The following is a 23,072-nucleotide window of genomic DNA, read 5'->3' as shown; positions in this document are numbered from 1 at the left end:
TCTCCTAGATCTTCACGTCGACGCCGCTGCGCTCGGCCACACGCAGGCCGGGCAACAGGGCGGACGGGGAAAGGACGGGGGCGTCTTCGGCCAGGGCCGACTGGAAGGCTCGGCCGTTGAAGGCCTGGCGGCCGTGTTCGCCGCCCTGGAAGTTGAAGAAAGCGTTCGGGTTCTGGCCGCCGTTCTGCCGCGAGCTGTCGAAGCTCAGGGCGTTGTCGGCGACGTTGAAGCCGGCGTCGGCCAGGGCCTGGCGCAGTTCGCCCGACTTGCCGCGCAGGTCGGCGGCGGCCTGCGGGTTGTCGAAGTTCAGGGCGGCGGTCAGCTTGCCGTCCTTGGCGATCTCGATGCGCACGTCGACGCGACCCAGGCCTTCCGGCTGCAGGACGACGTCGAAGCGGCTGGTCTTGCCGACCTGGGCCTTGCTGGCGATCTCGGTGGTCAGGTGGGCGACCGTCTCGGGCGCGGCCTTGACCGGGAGGTTGGCCGCGACGATCGGGGCCGGGGCGGCGGTCGTGCCAGGCGCGACGAAGGTGGTGGTGGAGGCGTCGGCGGCGACCGGCGCGGCCTGGGCCGTCTGGGCGCCTTGCGAGCCGCTGCCGTCGCCCTGGCCTTCCGCCCTGCCCTCGCCGGTGGTGGCGGCATGGGCCGACTGCACGGCGTCGGCGGCGACCGGCTCGGCGGCGGCGTCGGCGACATTGGCCGCGACGGCGGCGGCGGCGGTGGCAGTGGTCTTCTGTTCGGCGGGCTTGACCACCTTGCCGGTCACCGACGCCACTTCGGGCGCGACGACCTGGACGGCGGCGGTCTGCGCGGCGGCAGTCTGGGCGGCAACGGGCGGTTCGGCCGTGTCGGTGGCCGGCGCGGCGGCGGCCAGGGCCACATTGACGGCGTCGAGGGTCGGGGCGGCGGCCGGCGTCGCGGCTGGCGCGGCGGCGGTCTCGGCCTTGGCGACCGGAGCGTCGGTCTTCTTGGTGTTGGCGGCGGCTGCCGCGGCGGCGGCGAGGTCGGCGGCCGGGGCGGTCGGCGCCTGCGGCAGGTCCAGGACCGGCGCGGCGGCGGCGGGCGTGGCGGTCTCGGCTTCCGGCGCGACCGGGGCGAAGGCGGCGGCGTCGGTCGCCACGGCGGCGGCCGGGACGGCTTGCGGCGCGGCGGCGTCGGCCACCGGCTGGGGCGTCTCGACCGTCGGGGCCTGCATGGCGGCGATCAGGGCGGCGGCGGCCAGGGTCGCGGCGTCGGTCTGGCCGGCGGTCGCGTCGGCGGCGACGACTTCTTTAACAGGGGCCGCGTCAGCGGCGGGGTCCTTGCTGTCCTGGACCTCGCCGTCGGCGTCCTTGGCGGAGGCCGTCTTGATCTTGTCGGCCTTGTCGGTCGCCTTGTCGGCCTTCACGTCCGAGGCGCGATCGGCGGCCTTGGCGTCGGAAGCCCGATCGGCGGCCTTGGCCGTCGCGGCCCGGCTGTCCTGGGCCCGGGCGTCCCGCGTGGAGGTCTTGTCGTTGGCGGCGGTCGCGCTTCCGGCCTGGGCCAGCAGCGCGCCGAACCCTTCGGCCGCGTCCTTGTCGAAACCCGCGGCGGGAGCCGGGGTCGACGGAGCGGCGGAAGCGGGGGCGGCGATCGCGGTCATGCGGCGAGAAAGTCCACGGCGGATGGCGGCCCGAAGAGGAACGCCTTGATCCGCCCTTCTCACAGCAACCGCCGGGCCAACTCGCGAATAGCTATTAAGCCATTGTTTTTGTTGATATTAAAGAAGAATTTACGACTTCGGATAGGCCGACCACGGCGCTTTTTGCCGAGCCAAACGCGGTAAAAGCAGCCCCTGTTGCCGCGTCGTCGCGCCCCACCCCCAGTTGGCGCCCTCCTTGCGCATAGGGTCCTGTCGCTTGCTCGACGCCAGGAACCAAACGCCATGAAATTCAATGGCTTGCACATTACCGAAGGGGGCAACCCCCGCCACGCCCGGCAGTTTTCGCCGGGCAAGGCCGCGCCGTGCCGTTCCTGCTTTGCCGAGCGGGCTGGAGAATAGCAGATGTCGCTGAACACCATCCTCAACGTCGCGACCTCGGGCATGATGGCGGCCCAGACGGGCCTGCGCGTCGTTTCCGACAACATCGCCAACATCAACACCCCCGGCTACGTCCGCAAGACGATGGCGCAGTCCAACCTCGTGTCGAACGGCATGGGGGTGGGCGTCAATATCGACGCCATCAAGCGGGCCACCGACAAGTTCATGGCCGCCGCCAGCCTGAACGGCGCCTCCAGCGCCGGCAAGGCCAACGCCATCGCCACCGCGATGGACAACGCCCAGAAGCTGTTCGGCGACCCCAGCGCCAAGACCAACTACTTCTCGACGCTGAACGACGTCTACGCGGCCTTTTCGCTGGCGGTGGACGATCCCTCCTCCACCCTGCTGCGCAGCTCGGCCACCACCAAGCTCCAGGACTTCCTCGGCGAGAGCAAGCGCATCACCTCGTCGCTGTCGGGCCAGATCAAGGACACCGACAACCGCCTCTCGGCCGACGTCGACCGGGTCAATGTCCTGCTCAAGCAGATCGACGACCTGAACGCCGACATCACCCGCGCCAAGATGACGGGCGCCGACGGCACCGGCTCGGAGAACATCCAGAGCGGCCTGATCGACGAGTTGTCCACCTATATGAACGTGCAGGTCAGCGACCGCGCCAACGGCGGCGTCACCGTCCGCTCGGCCGAGGGCGTCAGCCTGGCCGGCACCGGCGCGGCGACCCTGACCTATGTGCAGTCGGGTCCGGCCAACGGCTACCTGACCGTCACCACCGCCAACAGCGGCGGCGAGGTCATGCCGCTCTACGTGGCCAACGGCGAGCTCCAGGGCCTGCTGGAGCTGCGCAACAAGGAATTGCCCTATCTGTCGGACCAGCTGGGCGAGTTCGTGACCCGCGCGGCCGAGGAGATGAACCGCGCCTCCAACGCCTCCAGCGCGGTGCCGGCCCCGGCCGTGATGAACGGCAAGGACACCGGCCTGGACGCCGCCACGGCGTTCAAGAACTTCACCGGCAAGACCACCATCGCCATCACCAACGCCGCCGGCGTGATCCAGAAGCGCGTCGACATCGACTTCACCGCCGGGACCATGACCGTCGACGGCCTGCCCGGCCCGGCCTTCACCAACGCCAACTTCACCGCCCAGCTGAACACCGCCCTGGGCGGCACGGCCACCGCCAACTTCGCCAACGGCGCGCTGAGCCTGAACACCGCCGTCGCGACCAACGGCATCGCCATCGTCGACGACGCCACCACGCCCTCGACCAAGGCCGGCAAGGGCTTCAGCCAGTTCTTCGGCCTCAACGACGTGATCCGCTCGGACGGCTATTCGCCCTACGAGACCGGCATGACCGCCGCCGACCCCAGCGGCTTCACGCCCGGCCAGACCCTGACCCTGCGCCTGACCGACGCCGACGGCACCCGCATCCGCGACGTGCAGGTGACCATTCCCGCCGGCACGGGCACGATGCAGGAGACGATCGACGCGCTGAACTCGCGCAACAACGGCGTCGGCCTGTTCGGCTCTTTCGCCCTGGGGCCGAAGGGCGAGCTGTCCTTCACCTCCAACAGCGCCTCGCCCGTCAGCCTGTCGGTGGTGGCCGACACCACCCAGCGCGGCGTTTCCGGCCCCTCGCTCAGCCAGCTGTTCGGCGTGGGCCTGAGCGAGCGCAGCACCCGCGCCGGCTTGTTCAAGGTGGATCCGGCCATGGCCGCCGATCCCTCGAAACTGCCCTTCGCCAAGCTGAACCTGGCCGCGGCGGCCGGCACGGCGGCCCTGGCGGTCGGCGACGGTCGCGGGGCCCTGGCCCTGGCCAAGGCCGGCGACGTCACCACCAGCTTCTCGGCCGCCGGCGACGTCGCCGGGGCCAGCAAGAGCGTCCTCAACTACGGCGCCGACTTCAGCGGCTCGATCGCCCGCAAGGCCGCCGCCGCCACCAGCCGCAAGGAAGCCGCCGAGTCGGTCCAGACCGAGGTCAACGCCCAGCGCCAGTCGCAGGAAGGCGTCAACCTCGACGAGGAACTGGTCAACCTGACCACCTTCCAGCAGGCGTTCAACGCCTCCGCCCGCCTGATCCAGGCGACGAAGGACATGTTCGATGTCCTCACCAACATCGTTTGAGGTTAAGCCATGACCCGCGTCTCCACCTCCGGCAATTTCGGCGTGATGACCAGCAACCTGATGCGCGCCCAGGTGCTGCAGAACACCGCTGGCGAACAGGTCTCCAGCCAGAAGAACGCCACCGACCTGAAGGGCTACGCCAAGAACGCCGAGGTCCTGACGGCCATGCGAGCCTCCCAGGCCAAGGTCGCCGGCTTCCTGGACCAGACCACCCTGGTCTCCAACCGCCTGGACGTGCAGGACGTGGCCATCGGCCAGGTCTCCGACGCCGTCCAGACCGCCCGTGAGGCGATCGCCAACGCCGTGGCCGCCGGCAGCGCCGAGACCATGATGCAGGCGCTGGGCGGCGCGTTCGGCGACGTGCTGCAGGGGCTGAACGCCAAGTCCAACGGCCGCTATGTGTTCGCCGGGGCCAAGTCCGACACCCTGCCGACCACCGCCACCTCGATGGCCAGCCTGACCGCCGCCGCCACCACCGCTTCGCTGTTCCAGAACGACCAGTACGTCACCAGCAACCGCATCGACGACACCACCTCGGTCGATACCGGCATGCTGGCCGACAAGCTGGGCACCGGCGCCTACAACGCCTTCAAGCAGGTCCAGGCCTATGTCGACGCCAACGGCCCGTTCACCGGCAAGCTGACCCAGGCCCAGACGACCTTCCTCACCGGCCTGCTGCCGACCTTCGACGCGGTCAAGACCGGCCTGGTCACCGAGCAGGCCAAGAACGGCCTCAACCAGAAGCGCTTCGACACCGCCCAAACCGACCTGAAGGACCAGGCCGACACCCTGAGCACCATGGTCGGCGGCATCACCGACGTCGACATGGCCGAAGCCATCACTCGCCTGGAGTCGGCCAAGCTGGCGGTCCAGGCCTCGGCCCAGGTGTTCGCCAGCCTGCAGAACTCGTCGCTGCTGAACGTGCTGAAGTAGAGGCCCTCCCCTTCCCACGGGATCGTCCCTCCCCCTTGCGGGGAGGGTGGCGGCAAAGCCGACGGGTGGGGGCCGGTGCAGGGCGCCTTGAGTCAGCAAGCCCCACCCGACCCCTTCGGGGCCACCCTCCCCGCAAGGGGGAGGGAAAGCGCATATGGCCCCAACCTCGCAAAACCGCCGATAAGTCGCTATATGGCCGCGATGGACGCCGACATCTCCCTCCTCGATCACGCCCTCACGGACCGCGCGGTGCTCGCCGCGCGCGAGGCCGTCGGCCTGCCGGTCGGCACGCGGATCGTCGCGGCGATGTCGGGCGGGGTCGACTCCACCGTCACCGCCGCCCTGCTGCACAAGGCCGGCTACGACGTGGTGGGCGTCACCCTGCAGCTCTACGACCACGGCGCGGCGATCTCGCGCAAGGGCGCCTGCTGCGCCGGCCAGGACATCATGGACGCCCGCATGGCGGCCGAGCGGATCGGCATTCCGCACTACGTCCTCGACTACGAAAGCCGCTTCAAGGAGCAGGTGATCGAGGAGTTCGCCGACGCCTATCTGCGCGGCGAGACGCCGATCCCCTGCGTGCGCTGCAACCAGACCGTCAAGTTCCGCGACCTGCTGGACGTAGCCCGCGACCTGGGCGCCGAGGCCATGGCCACCGGCCACTACGTGCAGCGCAGCTTCGCTGCGGGGGCCAATCGCCCCCAACTGCGCAGAGCCGCCGACCCGTCCAAGGACCAGAGCTACTTCCTGTTCGCCACCACGCCCGAGCAGTTGGACTTCCTGCGCTTCCCCCTGGGCGGCCTGCCAAAGAGCGAGGTGCGCCGGGTGGCGGCCGAGCTTGGCCTGTCGATCGCCGACAAGCCCGACAGCCAGGACATCTGCTTCGTGCCCGAGGGCAAGTACACCACGGTGATCGACAGGATCCGGCCGCAGGGCGCCGTGCCCGGCGACCTGGTGCACATGGACGGCCGGGTACTGGGCCGCCACGAGGGCGTCACCCGCTACACCATCGGCCAGCGCCGGGGCCTGAACATCGCGGTCGGCGACCCCTTGTTCGTGGTCCGCATCGACGCCGACAAGCGCCAGGTGATCGTCGGCCCGCGCGAGGCCCTGCTGACCCAGGGCCTGTCCTTGAAAGAGGGCAACTGGCTGGGCGGCGAGGACAGCCTGGAAGCCGCCGCCGCCGGCGGCGCGCCGGTGCTGGCCCGCGTGCGCTCGACCCGCGAACCCGTCCCGGGCCGCCTGGCCCTGGTCCCAGGTCCCTTGGGAGACGAACCGCACCTGATGTTCGACATCCTGGAAGAGGGCGTCGCGCCCGGCCAGGCCTGCGTGCTCTACGACCCGGCCGACCCCGAGCGCGTGCTGGGCGGCGGCTTCATCGTCGCGACTCAGCGGGCGGTCGTCTAGAGCGCGTTTGCCTTGGGTGGACGCGTCCCGCTCCCACTTCCGTTTTCCCGGCGAAGGCCGGGACCCAGATTCATCCAGAGCGGCTCGTGGGTTTCACCTGGGCCCCGGCCTTCGCCGGGGAAACGGGGAAAGAGGGACGCGATTCAATGTGAGGCAAACGCGCTCTAGGCGCCCCGAAGCGCCTCACCTCACAACCAAAACGCCCCTACGGAAGGTTGCGCTTAACGTGGGATTGTAAAAACCCCTTCAAAGTCATCGATGATCAATAAGCCAGCGGTCGATTATTGCTCTTTTGTAATGATCAAGGGGTCTTCTCCACAATATGTGGCCGTTATGCGACATGTTGGCGCCGTTTAGTTGCAATGTCGCAATGTTCATTGACCGCAGGTCGATTGTTCCCCTAGCTCCGCGGCAATCGGGCTCAAAGATCTGAGCGTCCGAGACCATGGATGTCGTCCCGTGTGGCTCACCGGGACTACTGGGGGATTTTGACCTTGAAGACTATCACTGTGCGGGAGCGCCTGTTGGCCTCCACGATGATCTGCGGTGCGGCCGTGGCCCTGTTTGGCGCCAGCCAGGCCATGGCTCAGACCGCCGCTCCGGCCGCCGCGCCGGACGAGACCGCGGTCGAAGAAATCGTCGTCACCGGTTCGCTGTTCCGCCGTACCGACACCGAAACGCCTTCGCCCGTCACCGTGCTGACCTCGGAAACCCTGCAGCGCGCCGGCATCACCACGGCCACGGACGCGATCCGTTCGATCTCGGCCGACGGCGCCGGTTCGATCGGCACCGGCTTCCAGAGCGGCTTCAGCGCCGGCGGCTCGGCCGTCTCGCTGCGCGGCCTCGGCGTCTCCTCGACCCTGGTCCTGGTCGACGGCCTCCGCTCGGCCAACTTCCCGATCAACGACGACGGCCACAACGCCTATGTCGACCTCAACAGCATTCCCTTCAGCCTGATCGACCGCGTCGAAGTGCTGAAGGACGGCGCCTCGTCGACCTACGGCGCCGACGCCATCGGCGGCGTCGTCAACCTGATCCTGAAGAAGCAGTTCACCGGCATCGCCGGCAGCGCCGAGTTCGGCCAAAGCCAGGAACGCGACGCGCGCCACACCCGCGGCGACCTGACGTTCGGCATCGGCGACTACGCCGAAAAGGGCTGGAACCTCTACGTCAACGGCGAATACCAGAAGGACGGCCGCGTCACCAACCACAGCCGCGGCTTCCCCTACAACACCCAGGACCTGCGCCCGATCGGCGGCCTGGACAACAACACCGCCGACAGCAGCCTGACCACCGCGACCCCCACGGCAGTCGTCGTGCGCACCACCCAGAGCGACCTGAACAACCCGCTGTCGGGCGGCCTGTCGCCGTTCACCATCGGCACCGGCTCCACGGCCTACAGCGACTACACCGCCCTGGGCCTGGGCACCTGCCTGAACGGCACCTACACCGTCACCACGGGCGGCGCCCGCGGCACCGGCTGCAAGTACGACCTGGTCGATCTCTACAACCAGATCGCGCCGAAGCAGGAGCGTTACGCGGTCAATGGTCGCCTGAGCTTCAAGTTCGCCGAAAATGTCGAGGGCTACGTCACCGGCAGCTATTCGCGTGACTTCGTCAGCATCAAGAACCAGCCCCGCGCCCTGCGCAACACCCAGCCGTTCGGCGGTTCGCCGGCCCTGGCCTCGACCAATCCGGGCATCGTGCTGCCGGTCTGGATCTGCTCGGCGGGCGCCAACTGCAACACCGCCACCGATCGTCGCCTGAACCCGAACAACCCCTACGCCACCGCCGCCGGCGGCCTCGATCCGGCCAACAACGCCGCCCGTATCTACTACCTGTTCGGCGACCTGCCGGCCGGCAGCGATCGCACCAACGAAGTGTTCCGCGGCACCGCCGGCCTGAAGGGCGACTTCGGCGGCGACTGGAACTGGCGCGTCGAAGCCGTCGGCGCCAAGGACGAGCTGAAGATCGAGCAATACGGCTTCCTGAACATCGCCAACCTGCTGAAGGCGATCAACACCGGCAGCTACGACTTCGTGAACCCGGGCAACAACACCGCCGCCGTCCGCAACTCCATCTCGCCGACCGTGACCACGCCGTCGCATTCGACGATGCTGTCGCTCGACGCGTCGATCACCAAGACGCTGTGGGCCCTGCCGGGCGGCGACATGCAGCTGGCCGTCGGCGGTCAGGTCCGTAAGGAAAAGCTGGTCAACAACAACCAGAACGCCAAGCTGGACACCTACTCGCTGACCACCTCGTCGGCGTTCGGCGAGCACACGGTCTCGGCCGGCTATTTCGAACTGCTCGCCCCGGTCCTGGAAAACCTCGAGATCAACGCCTCGGGCCGCTACGACCACTATTCGGAAGGCTTCAGCCACTTCTCGCCGAAGATCGGCGCGAAATACACGCCGCTCCGCCAACTGGCCTTCCGCGGCACCTTCTCGAAGGGCTTCCGGGCCCCGACCTTCGCGGAATCGGGCGCGCGCAGCCAGTACGCCGGCTTCTCGACCTTCACCCCGCCGCCTTCGTTCCAGCTGGCGCACGGCGGCCTTACGGGCGCGCCGACCAGAAACACCAACCCGTACGCCCAAGCCTACTCGCTGGGCGGCGGCTATGTCGGCAACCCGGACCTGAAGCCCGAGAAGTCGCGCAGCTTCACCCTGGGCGTGATCGCCGAGCCGACCCCGTGGCTCAGCATGACCGTTGACTACTACAACGTGAAGAAGTCGGACCTGATCGTGGCCGGTCCTCGCCTCGGCGACGCGCGCAACGCCTACTACACCGGCGCCGACGTGACGTCCGCTTGCGCGGCCGTCGCCGCCATCGGCCCGGGCTATTCGTGCAACCTGACCGACGCCATCGACCCGCTGTTCCCGACCGCCCTGCCCCGCGTGCTGATCATCAACGCGCCGTTCGTGAACGCCGACTACTCCAAGACCTCGGGCATCGACTTCTCGGCGACGGCCCGCGCCAACCTGCCCTTCGACGGCAAGTTCACCAGCCGCATCGAAGTCACCCACGTGCTGCAGTACGACCTGCACACCGCCAGCGGCGTGCAGAAGTACGCCGGCACGCTGGGCCCGTACCAGCTGTCGTCGGGCAACGGCACGCCGGACTGGAAGGGCAACTGGCAGAATACGGTCGAATTCGGCCGCTATAGCCTGTCGGCCACCGCCTACTATGTCGGAAAGATCAAGTCGGTCGCCGCCGACCAACGGGCGAACACCGACTGTGTCGCGTTCAACCAATATGCGACCGGCGACAAGGTGATCGGCGACCGGTTCTGCTACATCAAGAAGTTCGTCAATGTCGACCTGAACGGCTCGATGGACGTGACGGACGAGGTCACGGCCTATGTCAACGTCGGCAACGTGTTCAACGCCAACGCCCCGGTCGCGCCGGGCGCCTATGCCAGCGCGCCGAACTACCTGACCACCTTCCACTATGCCGGCCTGGTCGGCCGGACGTTCAAGGCGGGCATCCGCTTCAAGTTCTAGTTTGAACCGAGCGAACCTACGGAAAGGGCCGGCTCCGAAAGGAGCCGGCCCTTTTCTTTTGCCCTCTGTGATGAAGCAAACAGGCTCCAAGCAGATGGGCGTGAGCCACGCCGCGAATCCCTGTCGACCTAGTCCGCGCCCTTGGTCGCGACCTTGGTTCGCGGGGTGAGCGTGAGCCGCCTTGCCATTTTCCAGCTCAATAAATCGGCAAGACCTGCCTGAATAAGTCTATATTTGACAAATGCGTCAAAATATACTGACGCGCCCGTCAAAAATCGAAATTAATCTCATTGAATCGCGATTTTTCGCTGACAAGGCGAGTGACATACGAAACTTTTGTGGCATGGAGTGCGTATACGACTGTACGCCACCCTGAGTAATTTTGGCACATCTGTCAATTCGAGCTGAAGACCATGCAAAACATCGCCTACATCCACGCGTCACGGCAAAACGAACGCCACCTTTCGCGGAGCAAGCTGAGCGTCGTGCTCGCCAGCCTCGCGCTGTGGGCGACCCTGATCAGCGGCCTGGCGCTCGTCCTGGGCTAAAGCGTGTTTGCTTCTCATCGAAGCATCCACCCTCTCCGCTCATCCCGACGAAAGTCGGGACCCAAGCCGAGCCAGCGGAAGGTTCACGGCCGTCCCTCAGCCGATCTCGTCGAAGCTCATGCCGATCTTGAACAGGCAGTAGCCGGCCTCGTCGACCAGCCGCGCCACGTCGGGATTGGTGTCGACCCGCTCGCGGGTCCGGGTGAAGCGCCAGTCGGCCTCCGCCGCGCCGCTCGGAAACCCCGCCCCGTCCGCCGTCACCAGCCGGAAGGCCGGCAGGGCGCGATGGACATGGAAACGGTAGCTCACTCGGCGGCGATGGCGATCGAGGCTTCCAGCGCCTCGCCGACCGTCAGGGACGGCTGGTCATGGACCACCCGGGTCAGGTCGCGGCCGTCGACGATCTCGCCGCAGGCCTCGCAGGCCAGCTTGGGGTGAAAGTCGCAGCCGCAGGTCTTGTGGACGAAGTGCACAGGCCCCTTGCCCAGGCCGTAGACGTGCTGGTCGCCCCATTCGGCCATGGTCAGCAGCACCGGCGACAGCGCCCGGCCCTTGGCGGTCAGCACATATTCCCGGCGCGGCGGCCGCTCGGAATAGCGCTTCGGCTCCAGCACGCCGTGGCCGACCAGGCTTTTCAGCCGCGCGGCCAGGACGTTGCGGGCCACGCCCAGGCGTTCCTGCCACTGCTCGAACCGCTTCACGCCCTGGAAGGCGTCGCGCAGGATCAGCAGGGTCCAGGGATCCCCGACCACCTCGAGGGTGGCGGCGATGGCGCAGCGTTCATTGGTGTAGTCGGCGGTGCGTCCCATGGGCGGAAGGTGAAGCCTTCCGCGAGGGAATGCAAGGGTTGCTTTTGCAGACGAACGGCGTAAGTTTCCTAAAGCAATTGACTCTCTCGGTTGCGCACTGGGAGCGCGATAGCCGAAAGTGGAAGCCGGTTTCGGCGGTTATCGCGCTCCAACTTTTGAAGCAGAAATTGGCTACTCGCCAATTTCTGTGGCTGGCGGTCGGGAAATCCGCGTCCCACCGCCAGCGCTTTTTGCGCGGCGCCCTTGCGCCCGACGCGCCGGAGGGGGTTTATTCCGCCACGAATTTCCCAGGTTGGAGCCTATCCATGTCCACCCCCGCTGATCCTGTCGTCATCGTCTCGTTCGCCCGCACGCCGATGGGCGGTTTCCAGGGCGCGCTGGCCGGAGCCAAGGCGACCGAACTGGGCGCGACGGCGGTGAGGGCGGCGATCGAGCGGGCCGGGGTCTCGGGCGAACTGGTCGAGCAGATCTTCATGGGCTGCGTCCTGCCCGCCGGCCTGGGCCAGGCCCCGGCCCGCCAGGCGGCGGTCGGCGCCGGCCTGCCGCTGTCGGTCGAGGCCACCACGGTCAACAAGATGTGCGGCAGCGGCATGCAGGCGGCGATCATGGCCCATGACGCCCTGGCGGCCGGTAGCGCCGACGTCATCGTGGCCGGCGGCATGGAGAGCATGACCAACGCCCCCTACCTGCTGACCAAGCACCGCTCGGGCGCGCGCATCGGCCACGACCAGATGTGGGACTCCATGTACCTGGACGGGCTGGAGGACGCCTACACCCCCGGCAAGCTGATGGGGGCCTTCGCCGAAGACAGCGCCGCCACCTACCAGTTCGGCCGCGACGCCATGGACGCCTACGCCATCGCCGGCCTGGCCAAGGCCCAGAAGGCGGTGACGTCGGGGGCCTTCGCCGCCGAGATCACCCCGGTGACCATCACCACCCGCAAGGGCGTCGAGACGATCAGTCAGGACGAGCAGCCGCTGAAGGCCGACGCCGCCAAGATCCCCACCCTGCGCCCGGCCTTCAGCCGCGACGGCGGCATCACGGCGGCCAATTCCAGCTCGATCAGCGACGGGGCCGCCGCCCTGGTCATGACCCGCGAGAGCGTCGCCAGGCGCCTGGGCCTGCCGATCGTCGCCCGCGTGGTCAGCCACGCCGCCCACGCCCACGAGCCGGGTCTGTTCACCACCGCTCCCGTGCCGGCCATGAAGAAGGCCCTGGCCAAGGCCGGTTGGAGCGTCGCCGACGTCGACCTGTTCGAGGTCAACGAGGCCTTCGCCGTGGTCGCGATGATCGCCCAGCAGGAGCTGGGCATCGATCCGGACAAGCTCAACGTCAACGGCGGGGCCTGCGCCCTGGGCCACCCGATCGGCGCCTCGGGCGCGCGCATCCTCTGCACCCTGATCTCGGCCCTGCAGGCCCGGGGCGGCAAGAAGGGCCTGGCCTCCCTGTGCATTGGCGGCGGCGAGGCCACGGCGATGGCGGTGGAGCTGGTTTAGGGTTCGCTTCCAACACCCCCACCGTTGTCATCCCGGAAAGCGCGTAGCGCTTGTCCGGGACCCAGGGGCGGCTGCACCGCATTAGCCCAGTCACCTGGGTCCCGGACAGCCTCTGCGAGGCTTCCGGGATGACAACCATTGGGGAGCTTGAAAGGGTGTCGCCCCCTACCCGCCCCCCGAAACCGCCTTCGTCAGCAGGTTCATCCTTCGGCCGCCCGGCATCTCGACGTCGCCGGCGGCCCAGTCCGCCGGGCAGGCGCCGGACCACTCGGCGGTTATCGTCATCCTGTGCTGGCCGTTCATCGCCGCCTGGGTCGCGCCCGTCGTGACGCTGTCGATCTCCATCAGGTAGCGGCTGTTGAAATCGCCCGATACGCGGACCGTGCTCTGAGCCTTGCCGGCCGGGCCCATGTCGCAGGCCGAGGTCACCGTCCAGCCGCCGTCGGCCGTGCGGGTCATCTGGCCCTTCGCGCACCGGGTGTCCATGCCCTGGGAATCGAGCCCCAGCTTGGCGTCGGTCGCCGCGTCGATACAGAACCGGAAGCTGGGGCTGAAGTCCCGATCCTTGATCTCCACGGTCTGGGTCCACAGGCCCGGCTTGCGCTTGGGCCAGCCCGCCGCGGTCAGCGGCGACGGGGCGGACGCCGCCGGCTTGGCCGCGCCCCCGGCCTCGGTCTTCGTCGCCGGCTTCTCGCCGCAGCCGGCCAGGGCCGCCAGGACCCCCGCGGCCAGAATTCCACTCAAAGCCCGCATCGCCCACCTCCCTCGCGCGTTAGCCCCCAATCGCCAGTTGTGAGCCTTGGCGCGGCGGCGCGTCCAGCCCATATCGGAACCATGACCGACGCCTTCAGCCACAACCCCGCCCACAGCCGCTACGAACTGGAGGTCGACGGCCTGATCGCCTTCGCCGACTACCAGCGCAGCGGCCAGACCCTGGTGATCCCCCACGTCGAGGCCGCCCCCGCCCTGCGCGGCACGGGCGCGGCCGGCCGCCTGATGGCCAGGGTCGCCGAGACCGCCCGCGCCGAGGGCATGAAGATCGTGCCGCTGTGCGGCTATGCGGCGGCCTGGCTGAAGCGGAACGATCCGGAGCTGATCGCGTAGAAGACACCCTCTCCCSGYGGGAGAGGGCTTGCACCTCCATCCAGTCCCGGAACGCCACCAGAGCCGCCGTCGGCGCGCGCGACTTCAGCCAGGTCAGCCAGTACCGCCCCGCCGACACCTCCAGCGGGAACGGTCGAACCAGCCGGCCCTGCTCCAGGTCGCGGGCGAACATCATCGAGGGGGCCAGGGCCACGCCGACGCCCTGCATCGCCGCCTCGACCATCACCCACGAGCTGTCGAACACCGGCCCCCTGATCGGCGGCGGGGCCAGGCCGGCGGCGGCGAACCAGTCGGGCCAGTCGTCGGCGCGGTAGCTGCGCAGCAGCACCTCCGAACTCAGGGCCCCGGGCTCCCTCAGCCGATCGGCCATCGCCGGGGCGCACAGCGGCGTCATCGGGGCGGCGAACAGGGCGACCGCCTCGGTGCCGTGCCACGCCCCATCGCCGAACCGCACGGCGCAGTCCAGCCCCTCGCCGGCGATGTCGATGCGGTTGTTGTTGGTGAACAGCCGCAGGTCGACGAACGGATGGGCTTCGCGGAAGGCCGGCAGGCGCGGCAGCAGCCAGCCGACGGCGAAGGTGCCGACCACCCCGACGCTGAGCACCTCCATCACCCGGCCGCCCGAGAACCGCTCCAGCACCTCGCCCATCCGCTCGAAGCTGTCGCGCAGCACCGGCAGCAGGGCCAGGCCCTCGTCGGTCAGGGCCAGGCCGCGCGGCAGGCGGCGGAACAGGCTCGCCCCCAGGCGCTGCTCCAGCCCCTTGACCTGGTGGCTGACGGCGGCCTGGGTGACGCACAACTCGATCGCCGCGCGGGTGAAGCTCAGATGCCGGGCCGAGGCCTCGAAGGCTCGCAGGGCGTTCAGCGGAAGTTGCGCGCGGCTCATGTCCAATACCCAAATTTTCCTAGGGTCAGCGGCGAAGTATCATCGTTTGATCACGCGGTCACCGTTCGCGCATTCTGCCGATCATTGGAGACCCGCATGCTCGATAGACGACTTTTGATCACCGCCTTCGCCGCCCTTCCCGTGCTCGGCGCGCCGCGCGCCGGCCTCGCTGCCCAGAGCGTTCGCCTGACCAGTGGCATGAGCCGGAGTATCATCGCCCTGGAGGCGCGCAGCGGCGGCCGTCTGGGCGTGGCGGCGCTGGACACCCAGACCGGCGCGACCTTCGCCCATCGCGGCGACCAGCGCTTCGCCATGTGCAGCACCTTCAAGGCCCTGGTCGCCGGCCTGGTCCTGGCCCGCGTCGACCAGGGCAAGGAGCGGCTGGATCGCCGCCTGCGCTACGGCAAGCAAGCGCTGGTCGCCCATTCGCCGGCCACCGAGCGGCATGTCGGCGACGGCATGACGATCGGCGCGCTCTGCGCGGCGACCGTCACCCTCAGCGACAACGCCGCCGCCAACCTGTTGCTCGACGGCTTCGGCGGCCCGCCGGCCCTGACCGCCTTCCTGCGCGGCCTGGGCGACCCGGCCACCCGGCTGGACCGCCGCGAGCCCGAACTCAACGAAGCCCGCCCTGGCGACCCGCGCGACACCACCACGCCGACCGCCATGCTGGGCAGCCTGCGGGCCCTGACCCTGGGCGCGGCCCTGTCGCCGGCCTCGCGCGCCCAGCTGGTCGCGTGGCTGGTCGCCAACCAGACCGGCGGAGCCCGCCTGCGGGCCGGCCTGCCGACGGGCTGGCGCGTGGGCGACAAGACCGGCAGCGACGGCGAGCACACCACCAACGACATCGCCGTGATCTGGCCGCCGGGCCGCGCGCCGATCCTGATCACCGCCTACCTGACCCAGGCCAAGGTCGACTCGGCCGGGCGCGACGCCGTCATCGCCGAGGTCGCGCGGATCGTGGTGGCGGGCGGCTTCGGAGCTTAGGCGGCGAGCGCCCTGCGTCCTTCGAGGCTTCGCTACGCTCCGCACCTCAGGATGAGGAATTCAGCACAACGTTCCTCATCCTGAGGCGCCCTTCAAGGGAGGGCCTCGAAGGACGCACGGCGCACGCGGCGATGAGCCGCGCACCAAGCCACTGTTCTTTAAGGCGTTCGCCCTAGTGGTGTCGGGGCGAACGTCCTAGCTCGAGCTTCAGCTTGCGGGCGGGCGGGCGGCCCCGAAGGCAGGGTGGATGGCACACACGACGACTTCCGCGCCCGCCTGGTCGGGCGGCGACATTCTGAAGACGGCGACCTATGCCCTGGTCGCGACGGTGGGCTACGCCCTGCTGGCCTATCTGTGCGTCGAGTTTCCCCGCGACTACGGCCAGGTGGCCCCGATCTGGCTGTCCAACGGCTTCGGCGTGGCCTGCCTGCTGTCGACCAAGGGCCGTCGCTGGCCCGCCCTGCTGCTGGGATGCCTGGCCGGCGGCCTGGCGGCCGGGGCCCATGTCGGCGACCTCGTGCCGGTCAATCTGGTGCTGGTCAGCTGCAACATCGCCCAGATCTTCATCTGCGCCTGGAGCATGCGGCGGGTCGTCGGGGAAGAGGTCGACCTGGGTCGGGCCCGCGACATGATCGCCTTCGCCCTGATCTGCGGGCTGGCCGCCCCGATCGCCACCGGCGTGCTGGCCGCCACCATCCACACGGCCATGCGCGGCGGCCAATTGCTGACCAATATCGGCGTCTGGTCGCTGGGCGACATCCTGGGCCTGATGACCATTACCCCCTGCCTGCTGGCCCTGGTGCGAGCGCGCGGCTACCTGCGCGAGCGGCCGCTGTCGATCAGCGGCGTCGCCTCCCTGGTCGTGCTTCTGGCGGTCACCGTCGGGATCTTCTCGCAGACCCGCTATCCGCTGCTGTTCGTCATCCCGCCGGTGATGCTGCTGGTCGCCTGGCGGCTGGAGGTGCTGGGCGCGGCCCTGAGCGCGACCCTGGTGGCGATCGTCGCGGTGATCTTCACCATGGCCGGCAAGGGTCCGATCACCCTGATGCCGAACGGTTCGCAGGACCAGGCCATCGTCCTGCAGCTGTTCCTGGCGGTGGCGATCTTCATCAGCCTGCCGGTCGCCTCGATCCAGCGGCACCGCCGCTACATGCTGCAGAGCATGACGCAGGCCAACGCCGCCGTGGCCCGCAGCGAGGCCCGCTTCCGCCAGCTGGCCGAGAACGCCCAGGACATGATCATCCACAGCAACATGCGGGGGATCATCCAGTACGTCTCGCCCGCCTGCCTGGCGGTGCTCGGCTACATGCCCGAAGAACTGGTCGGCCGTGAGGGCATGCTGACCGTGCATCCCGACGACCGCGAGGCCGTGCGCGCCATGGTCATCGACGAGGTGGCCGAACTGATGGCCAGGCGTCGCAGCGGCCCCAGCCGGGTCGAGTACCGCGCCCTGCGCAAGGACGGCGTGGTGATCTGGCTGGAGTCCCGTCCAGCCCTGCAGCGTGACCCGCTGAACGGCCGGGTCACCGGCATCACCGACATCGTCCGCGACATCACCGACCACAAGGCCATGGAGCGCCAGCTGCGCGAGGCGCGCAACGAGGCCGAGGCCGCCGCCGCGGTGAAGGGCGAGTTCCTGGCCAATATGAGCCACGAACTGCGCACGCCCCTGACCTCGGTGCTGGGCTTCGCCCGGCTGGTCGACGACGAGCCCGACCTGTCGCCCGACGCCCGCCGGTTCATCGCCCGGGTGCTGAGCGGCGGCAGGGCGCTGCTGACCACGATCAACGACATCCTCGACTTCTCCAAGCTGGAGGCCGGGCAGCTGGAGCTGAACCTGGAGCCGACGGCGCCGGCCCAGCTGATCGGCGAGGCGCTGGAGCTGTTCTCGCTCGACACCGAGGCCAGGAGCGTGGCGCTGCGCGCCGAGGGCCTGGAGACCCTGCCGGCCGACCTGCTGATCGACGGCGGACGCCTGCGCCAGGTGCTGCTGAACCTGATCGGCAACGCCGTGAAGTTCACCGAGGCCGGGTCGATCACCGTGCGGGCGGCCTATGACGTCGCCGGCGAACGCCTGCGCCTGTCGGTCGCCGACACCGGCCCGGGCGTCGCGCCGGACGACATCGACCTGCTGTTCCGGCGTTTCTCGCAGGTCGACGCCGGCCTGACCCGCAAGCATGGCGGCACCGGCCTGGGCCTGGCCATCTGCAAGGGCCTGGTCGAGGCGATGGGCGGCGAGATCGGGGTGGCCAGCCTGGCCGGCCAGGGCGCCGAGTTCAGCTTCGACATCCTGGCCCGCTCGGCGGCACATGCGTCGGCCTCGCCCGCCGAGCCGGTGGCCCTGCCGCTGTTGCCGCCCGCCTGCCGCGTGCTGATCGTCGACGACAATCCGGCCAACCGCGAGCTGGTCAACGCCATCCTGACCGCCGTGGGGGCCGAGGTGGCCGAGGCCGCGGACGGCGAGGAGGGCGTGGCCGCCGCGACGGCCCGGCCGTTCGACGCCATTCTGATGGACCTGCGCATGCCCCGCCTGGACGGCGCCCAGGCCGCCCTGCGCATCCGCGCCGAGGGCGGCCCCAACGCCCGCACGCCGATCATCGCCTTCTCGGCCGACGCCCGTCCCGAAGGCCCCGGCGACATCTTCGACGGCGCGGTGTCCAAGCCGATGACCGCCGCCGGCCTAATCAGCGCCCTCAACAGCGCCATGGCCGCGTCGCCCGCCCGGGCCCTGGAACCGCTGGCCTGATCGAAGAACATCGGTCGCCGAAGGTTGCGCCCGCCGTCGCGCGCGCTAGGATCGCGCCCAATTCCAGAGCCAGTCGGGCGATATAGGAATCGCCCGACTGGCTCTGGGTCTTTGGTTTTCGCATCGTTTTCGCGGAAAACCGGCCTCCACTTTTCCGCACGATGCTCCAGGGAGCCCGCCATGAGCGACGAACTCGTCTTCTACACCAACCCGATGTCACGCGGCCGGATCGTCCGTTGGATGCTGGAGGAGGTCGGCGTCCCCTACCGCACCGTGACGCTGGACTACGCTTCGACGATGAAGGCGCCCGACTATCTGGCGGTCAATCCGATGGGCAAGGTGCCGGCCATCACCCACCGCGGGGTGGCGGTCACCGAGGGCGCGGCGATCTGCGCCTATCTGGCCGACGCCTTCCCCGAGGCGGGCCTGGCGCCGGCCACCAGCGACCCGCAGCGCGGCGTCTATTATCGCTGGCTGATGTTCGCCTGCGGGCCGATCGAGGCGGCGGTGACCAACAAGTCCATGGGCTTCGAGGTCCCGCCCGAGCGACGGATGTCGGCCGGCTACGGCTGCATCGAGGACGTGCTCAACGCCCTGGAGCAGGCGGTGACCGGCAAACAGTACCTGGCGGGCGACAAGTTCTCGGCCGCCGACGTCTATGTGGGCTCGCAGATCGGCTGGGGCATGATGTTCGGCACGATCGAGAAGCGCCCGGCCTTCGAGGCCTACTGGGCCGGCATCAGCCAGCGCCCGGCGGCCAAGCGGGCCTCCGAGATCGACGACGCGCTGATCGCGGCGGCGAAGGCGGCGCAGCCGGCCTAAGCGCCCTCTCCCGGAGGGGAGAGGGAGGGGCCCAAGCGAAGCTTGGGAGGGTGAGGGGTGACGCCCTCACCGTTTTCTCACGACGCCCTGCCGGCACGCCGTCGGACGTCTAAACCCCTCACCCTCCCACGCCTTCGGCGCGGGCCCCTCCCTCTCCCTATGGGAGAGGGTTTTAGGAGCGCGCCGCGAACTCCCGCGTCAACCACTCCATGAACACCCGCACCCGCGGCGGGATCTGGCGGCTGTGCGGATACAGCAGCGACACCGGCGTCTGGCTGGGCGGGTAACCGGCCAGGATCTCGACCAGGGTCCCCGCCGCCAGGTCGGCCGCCACGTGGTAGCGCGGGACCTGGATGATCCCCAGGCCCAGGCGGGCGGCGACGACATTGGTCTCGGCCCCGACCACCGACAGGGTGGCCGGCAAGGTGACGTGGCGCGGGGCGCCGTCGACCATGAACTCCAGCGGGAAGAACTCGCCCGTCGCCGAGGAGACGAAGCCGATCATCTCGTGGCCAGCCCCCTCCTTGGCCAGGTCGTCGGGCGTGGCCGGGACGCCGTGCTTCGCCAGATAGGCCGGACTGGCGCAGGTGGCCTCGTCCAGCATCCCGACCCGGCGGGCGATCATGGCGCTGTCCTTCAGGTCGCCGACCCGCAGCACGCAGTCGACGCCCTCGCGCACCAGGTCAACCAGCCGGTCGCCCTCGCCCAGGTGCAGCTTCAGGTCGGGATAGCGCTCCAGGAAGGCCGGCAGACCCGGCAGCAGGAAGTGGCGCGCCAGCGTGCCGTGCACGTCCACCCGCAGCAGGCCGCGCGGCTTGGCGTTGCCGAATTCGGCCTCGGCGTCCTCCAGCTCGGCCAGGATCGCCAGGCAGCGGCGATAGAAGGCCTCGCCGTCCAGGGTGGGGCTGACATGGCGCGTGGTCCGCTGCAGCAGCCGCGCGCCCAGCCGCCCCTCCAGCTGCTTGACCCCCTCGGTGGCGGTCGAGGCCGGCAGGTTGAGGTCCAGCGCCGCCTGGCTGAAGCTGCGGCGCTCCACGATCCGGACGAACAGCCGCATGGCGTCGAAGCGGTCCAAGGGCGCCCTCCTATTATTCGAATACCTGAATAATGTTATCGTATCTTCGCTGATTATCCGCTCATCGCCAAGGAGCATCTTGTCATCACCGCCGACACGGGGTCGGCCTGGAGAGACGAGATGACCAACCAGTCCAACAAGGTAGCGATCGTGACCGGCGCCTCGGGCGGCATCGGCGCGGCGGTTTCGCAACGCCTGGCGAAGGACGGCTTCACCGTCATCGTCAACTACGCCGGCAAGGTCGAACCGGCGCAGGCCCTGGTCCGCGAGATCGAGGCGGCCGGCGGCAAGGCCCTGGCCCACCAGGCCGACATCGGCGACGCCGAAGCGGTCCGCAAGATGTTCGACGCGGCCGAAACGGCCTTCGGCGGCGTGGACGTGCTGATCAACAACGCCGGGATCATGATGCTGGCCCCGATCGCCGACAGCGACGACGCCCTGTTCGACCGCCAGATCAACGTCAACCTGAAGGGCACGTTCAACACCCTGCGCGAAGCCGCCAGGCGGCTGCGGGACGGCGGCCGGATCGTCAACTTCTCGTCCAGCGTCACCGGCCTGCTGCAGCCTGGCTACGGCGTCTACGCCGCCACCAAGGCCGCCGTCGAAGCCATGACCAGCATCCTGACCAAGGAACTGCGCGGCCGGGCCATCACGGTCAATTCGATCGCCCCCGGGCCTACGGCGACAAAGCTGTTCCTCGACGGCAAGCCGCGGGAGGTCATCGACCGCCTGGCCAAGCTGGCCCCGCTGGAACGCCTGGGCCAGCCCGAGGACATCGCCGCCGTCGTCGCCTTCCTGGTCGGCCCGGACGGCGCCTGGATCAACGGCCAGACCCTGCGCGCCAACGGCGGGATCATCTGATCCCGGCCCCCGCCCGACCTTCGAACGCACCCCTTCAAAGGAACATCGTCATGACCACCCAAGCTGAAAAGCAAGTCATCGTCATCACCGGCGCCTCCAGCGGCTTTGGCCTGCTCAGCGCCAAGGCCCTGGCCCATGCCGGCCACACCGTCTACGCCTCGATGCGCGAAACCGAAGGCCGCAACGCGCCGCAGGTCGCCGAAGTCGCCGCCTACGCCAAGGAGAACGGCGTCGACCTGCGCACCGTCGAGCTGGACGTCGCCAGCGACGCCTCGGTCGAGGCCGGCATCGCCCGGATCATCGCCGACAACGGCCGCCTCGACATTGTCGTCCACAACGCCGGCCACATGAGCTTTGGTCCGGCCGAGGCCTTCACCGCCGAACAGTTCGCCCAGCTCTACGACATCAACGTGCTCTCCACCCAAAGGGTGAACCGCGCCGCGCTGCCGCGGCTGCGCAAACAGGGCAAGGGCCTGGTGATCTGGGTGTCGAGCAGCTCGACGCGTGGCGGCACGCCTCCGTACCTGAGCCCCTATTTCGCGGCCAAGGCGGCGATGGACAGCCTGGCGGTGAGCTATTCGACCGAGCTGTCCCGCTGGGGGATCGAGACCTCGATCATCGTGCCCGGGGCCTTCACCAAGGGCACCAACCACTTCGCCCACTCCGGCAAGCCGGCCGACGCCGCCCGAGCCGCCGAATACGAGACCGGCCCCTATGCCGGCGTCGCCGAGCAGGCGCTGGGCGGCCTGGCCGCGCTCGAACCGGCCGACGCCGACGTCGCCGACGTCGCCAGGGCCATGGTCGCGGTGGTGGACGCCCCGTTCGGCAAGCGCCCCTTCCGGGTCCACATCGACCCCTCGCAGGACGGCGCCGAGGTCGTCAACGGCGTCGCCGACCGGGTGCGCACCGAGATGTACCGCCGCATCGGCCTGGAAGACCTGCTGAGCCCGGCCATCAAGGGCTGAGCTCCGGCCACAACCAAAAAATCGTCATCCCCCGCTTCATGCGGGGGATGACGTCGTTTGGAGTCCAGGTCTGACCTAGGCCAGGACCTGGATCACCACCCGGCGGTTCTGAGCCCGACCGTCCGGCGTGTCGTTCGGGGCCACCGGATCATCCTCGCCATACGAGATGGTCGCGATCCGGTTCAGGGGCACGCCCTGCTTGGCCAGGAACTTGCGCACCGCCTCGGCCCGGGCGCCGCCCAACTCTTCGTTGTAGGTGGTGTCACCGGTAGCGTCGGTGAAGCCCTGGACCTCCAGATAGACGTTCTTGTTGTCTTCCTTCAGCTTGCCGGCGAACTCGGCCAGGCGCTGTTGGGCTTCCGGCGAAAGTTCGTGCTTGTTGAGCGGGAACTTGACGCTGTCGTCGCTCAACACCACCGAATAGAGGAACTTGCCCTCGGCCAACTTGCCAGCGTCGGTGGCGCGCTTGAGCGCATCCTGGCTGGTGCGGTCGACTTCGGCCAGCTTGGTATCGGTGCTGTCGACCCGCGTGTTGACCACGCCGACCTGTTCCTTGACGAAGCCCTTGGTCGCGCAAGCGCTGAGAGACAGGCCACTCGCGATCAGAGCGGTCACTGCCAACATCTTATATTTGCCACTGATCATAAGACACCCTTCCATCAGTTTCTTCATAGAGACACCAAGCTTGACCGTTCCAGGACAAGCAGCGGCGCTTCAGCAATTGAAACCGACATTCGAAAAAGGCGAATTCTGGGCCTGTTCTTGACGAACTTAGCCCTACCGGGAACCGCC

Annotated in this window: 18 protein-coding genes and 2 pseudogenes; 13 read left to right on the top strand and 7 right to left on the bottom strand. The window is 68.8% G+C overall.

The features are described 5' to 3' along the window. Positions 1-4: 4 nt before the first annotated feature. Positions 5-1,621: a flagellar hook-length control protein FliK gene (locus ASD79_RS25405; RefSeq protein WP_056720180.1), complete on the bottom strand. Its 1,617-nt coding sequence runs from the start codon at positions 1,619-1,621 to the stop codon at positions 5-7. A 402-nt stretch (positions 1,622-2,023) separates the two neighbouring features. On the opposite strand from ASD79_RS25405, the gene flgK reads away from it, so the two are divergent. The 5 genes from flgK to ASD79_RS25290 all read left to right on the top strand — a co-directional run bounded on the left by flgK (position 2,024) and on the right by ASD79_RS25290 (position 10,529). Further along, positions 2,024-4,138, top strand: a complete 2,115-nt coding sequence (gene flgK / locus ASD79_RS06240) for a flagellar hook-associated protein FlgK (RefSeq protein ID WP_056720179.1) — start codon at positions 2,024-2,026, stop codon at positions 4,136-4,138. A 9-nt stretch (positions 4,139-4,147) separates the two neighbouring features. Next, a complete protein-coding gene (locus tag ASD79_RS06235; RefSeq protein WP_056720178.1) occupies positions 4,148-5,071 on the top strand; it encodes a flagellin in 924 nt (307 codons plus the stop codon). A gap of 192 nt (positions 5,072-5,263) precedes the next feature. After that, positions 5,264-6,478 (top strand): tRNA 2-thiouridine(34) synthase MnmA, encoded by a 1,215-nt coding sequence (gene mnmA, locus ASD79_RS06230; protein WP_056720177.1) that lies wholly within the window; start codon positions 5,264-5,266, stop codon positions 6,476-6,478. A 494-nt stretch (positions 6,479-6,972) separates the two neighbouring features. Further along, positions 6,973-9,981 carry a TonB-dependent receptor gene (locus tag ASD79_RS06225; RefSeq protein ID WP_235524339.1) on the top strand — a complete coding sequence of 1,003 codons (3,009 nt, stop codon included), beginning with the start codon at positions 6,973-6,975 and terminating at the stop codon, positions 9,979-9,981. Positions 9,982-10,394: 413 nt separating this feature from the next. Further along, entirely contained in the window at positions 10,395-10,529 is a 135-nt protein-coding gene (locus ASD79_RS25290) for a hypothetical protein (protein ID WP_255356963.1), read from the top strand. A 96-nt stretch (positions 10,530-10,625) separates the two neighbouring features. Here the strand turns inward: ASD79_RS25290 and ASD79_RS06220 are convergent, their stop codons facing one another. Together ASD79_RS06220 and ASD79_RS06215 are read right to left on the bottom strand one after the other, a co-directional pair. Then, a complete protein-coding gene (locus tag ASD79_RS06220) occupies positions 10,626-10,838 on the bottom strand; it encodes a hypothetical protein (RefSeq protein WP_056720175.1) in 213 nt (70 codons plus the stop codon). Continuing rightward, a complete protein-coding gene (locus ASD79_RS06215) occupies positions 10,835-11,338 on the bottom strand; it encodes a helix-turn-helix domain-containing protein (protein WP_056720174.1) in 504 nt (167 codons plus the stop codon). The genes ASD79_RS06220 and ASD79_RS06215 overlap by 4 nt, the downstream gene beginning before the upstream one ends. A gap of 305 nt (positions 11,339-11,643) precedes the next feature. Here ASD79_RS06215 and ASD79_RS06210 point away from each other — a divergent pair, with 305 nt between their 5' ends. Next, positions 11,644-12,834, top strand: coding sequence for an acetyl-CoA C-acyltransferase (locus tag ASD79_RS06210; RefSeq protein WP_056720173.1), 1,191 nt, complete (start codon positions 11,644-11,646; stop codon positions 12,832-12,834). 165 nt (positions 12,835-12,999) lie between these two features. Here ASD79_RS06210 and ASD79_RS06205 read toward each other — a convergent pair whose 3' ends face one another. Continuing rightward, positions 13,000-13,587 carry a DUF3617 family protein gene (locus ASD79_RS06205; RefSeq protein WP_056720172.1) on the bottom strand — a complete coding sequence of 196 codons (588 nt, stop codon included), beginning with the start codon at positions 13,585-13,587 and terminating at the stop codon, positions 13,000-13,002. Between the two features lie 81 nt (positions 13,588-13,668). Here ASD79_RS06205 and ASD79_RS06200 point away from each other — a divergent pair, with 81 nt between their 5' ends. Further along, positions 13,669-13,938 (top strand): GNAT family N-acetyltransferase, encoded by a 270-nt coding sequence (locus ASD79_RS06200; protein WP_056720171.1) that lies wholly within the window; start codon positions 13,669-13,671, stop codon positions 13,936-13,938. Positions 13,939-13,975: 37 nt separating this feature from the next. Here ASD79_RS06200 and ASD79_RS23150 read toward each other — a convergent pair. Further along, positions 13,976-14,824: pseudogene (locus ASD79_RS23150) on the bottom strand (LysR substrate-binding domain-containing protein); the annotation flags it as partial. 96 nt (positions 14,825-14,920) lie between these two features. Between ASD79_RS23150 and bla the strand changes: the two are divergent. The 4 genes and pseudogenes from bla to ASD79_RS06185 all read left to right on the top strand — a co-directional run bounded on the left by bla (position 14,921) and on the right by ASD79_RS06185 (position 19,379). Next, the gene (gene bla, locus ASD79_RS06195; RefSeq protein WP_056720170.1) at positions 14,921-15,811 is read left to right on the top strand and encodes a class A beta-lactamase; all 891 of its coding nucleotides are present in this window, start codon (positions 14,921-14,923) and stop codon (positions 15,809-15,811) included. 5 nt (positions 15,812-15,816) lie between these two features. Continuing rightward, positions 15,817-15,908 (top strand): annotated as a pseudogene (locus ASD79_RS24220) (hypothetical protein); the annotation flags it as partial. Positions 15,909-16,058: 150 nt separating this feature from the next. Next, positions 16,059-18,557 carry an MASE1 domain-containing protein gene (locus ASD79_RS06190; protein ID WP_056720169.1) on the top strand — a complete coding sequence of 833 codons (2,499 nt, stop codon included), beginning with the start codon at positions 16,059-16,061 and terminating at the stop codon, positions 18,555-18,557. 180 nt (positions 18,558-18,737) lie between these two features. Continuing rightward, positions 18,738-19,379, top strand: coding sequence for a glutathione S-transferase family protein (locus ASD79_RS06185; protein ID WP_056720168.1), 642 nt, complete (start codon positions 18,738-18,740; stop codon positions 19,377-19,379). A gap of 172 nt (positions 19,380-19,551) precedes the next feature. Here the strand turns inward: ASD79_RS06185 and ASD79_RS06180 are convergent, their stop codons facing one another. Further along, complete coding sequence (locus tag ASD79_RS06180; RefSeq protein WP_056720167.1) at positions 19,552-20,454, bottom strand: LysR family transcriptional regulator; 903 nt, start codon at positions 20,452-20,454, stop codon at positions 19,552-19,554. A 120-nt stretch (positions 20,455-20,574) separates the two neighbouring features. On the opposite strand from ASD79_RS06180, the gene ASD79_RS06175 reads away from it, so the two are divergent. Both ASD79_RS06175 and ASD79_RS06170 read left to right on the top strand, forming a co-directional pair. Beyond that, complete coding sequence (locus ASD79_RS06175) at positions 20,575-21,315, top strand: SDR family oxidoreductase (RefSeq protein ID WP_056720166.1); 741 nt, start codon at positions 20,575-20,577, stop codon at positions 21,313-21,315. A 50-nt stretch (positions 21,316-21,365) separates the two neighbouring features. Continuing rightward, positions 21,366-22,280: an SDR family oxidoreductase gene (locus ASD79_RS06170; RefSeq protein ID WP_056720165.1), complete on the top strand. Its 915-nt coding sequence runs from the start codon at positions 21,366-21,368 to the stop codon at positions 22,278-22,280. Between the two features lie 75 nt (positions 22,281-22,355). On the opposite strand, the gene ASD79_RS06165 is transcribed toward ASD79_RS06170, so the two are convergent. Beyond that, a complete protein-coding gene (locus ASD79_RS06165; RefSeq protein ID WP_056720164.1) occupies positions 22,356-22,925 on the bottom strand; it encodes an OmpA family protein in 570 nt (189 codons plus the stop codon). Positions 22,926-23,072 lie beyond the last annotated feature (147 nt).

It is taken from the genome of Caulobacter sp. Root655, assembly GCF_001427665.1.
In the GTDB taxonomy this organism is placed as follows: Bacteria; Pseudomonadota; Alphaproteobacteria; order Caulobacterales; family Caulobacteraceae; genus Caulobacter.
Note: the sequence above shows the minus strand (reverse complement) of the source record. Positions and strands in the feature narration are given on the sequence as shown.

Coding starts and splice junctions, on each gene's coding strand:
- ASD79_RS06175 (WP_056720166.1), top strand. CDS start 20,575: ATGACCAACCAGTCCAACAAGGTAGCGATCGTGACCGGCGCCTCGGGC.
- ASD79_RS25405 (WP_056720180.1), bottom strand. CDS start 1,621: ATGACCGCGATCGCCGCCCCCGCTTCCGCCGCTCCGTCGACCCCGGCT.
- ASD79_RS06185 (WP_056720168.1), top strand. CDS start 18,738: ATGAGCGACGAACTCGTCTTCTACACCAACCCGATGTCACGCGGCCGG.
- bla (WP_056720170.1), top strand. CDS start 14,921: ATGCTCGATAGACGACTTTTGATCACCGCCTTCGCCGCCCTTCCCGTG.
- ASD79_RS06215 (WP_056720174.1), bottom strand. CDS start 11,338: ATGGGACGCACCGCCGACTACACCAATGAACGCTGCGCCATCGCCGCC.
- ASD79_RS06210 (WP_056720173.1), top strand. CDS start 11,644: ATGTCCACCCCCGCTGATCCTGTCGTCATCGTCTCGTTCGCCCGCACG.
- ASD79_RS25290 (WP_255356963.1), top strand. CDS start 10,395: ATGCAAAACATCGCCTACATCCACGCGTCACGGCAAAACGAACGCCAC.
- ASD79_RS06170 (WP_056720165.1), top strand. CDS start 21,366: ATGACCACCCAAGCTGAAAAGCAAGTCATCGTCATCACCGGCGCCTCC.
- mnmA (WP_056720177.1), top strand. CDS start 5,264: ATGGCCGCGATGGACGCCGACATCTCCCTCCTCGATCACGCCCTCACG.
- ASD79_RS06165 (WP_056720164.1), bottom strand. CDS start 22,925: ATGATCAGTGGCAAATATAAGATGTTGGCAGTGACCGCTCTGATCGCG.
- ASD79_RS06205 (WP_056720172.1), bottom strand. CDS start 13,587: ATGCGGGCTTTGAGTGGAATTCTGGCCGCGGGGGTCCTGGCGGCCCTG.
- flgK (WP_056720179.1), top strand. CDS start 2,024: ATGTCGCTGAACACCATCCTCAACGTCGCGACCTCGGGCATGATGGCG.
- ASD79_RS06235 (WP_056720178.1), top strand. CDS start 4,148: ATGACCCGCGTCTCCACCTCCGGCAATTTCGGCGTGATGACCAGCAAC.
- ASD79_RS06200 (WP_056720171.1), top strand. CDS start 13,669: ATGACCGACGCCTTCAGCCACAACCCCGCCCACAGCCGCTACGAACTG.
- ASD79_RS06190 (WP_056720169.1), top strand. CDS start 16,059: ATGGCACACACGACGACTTCCGCGCCCGCCTGGTCGGGCGGCGACATT.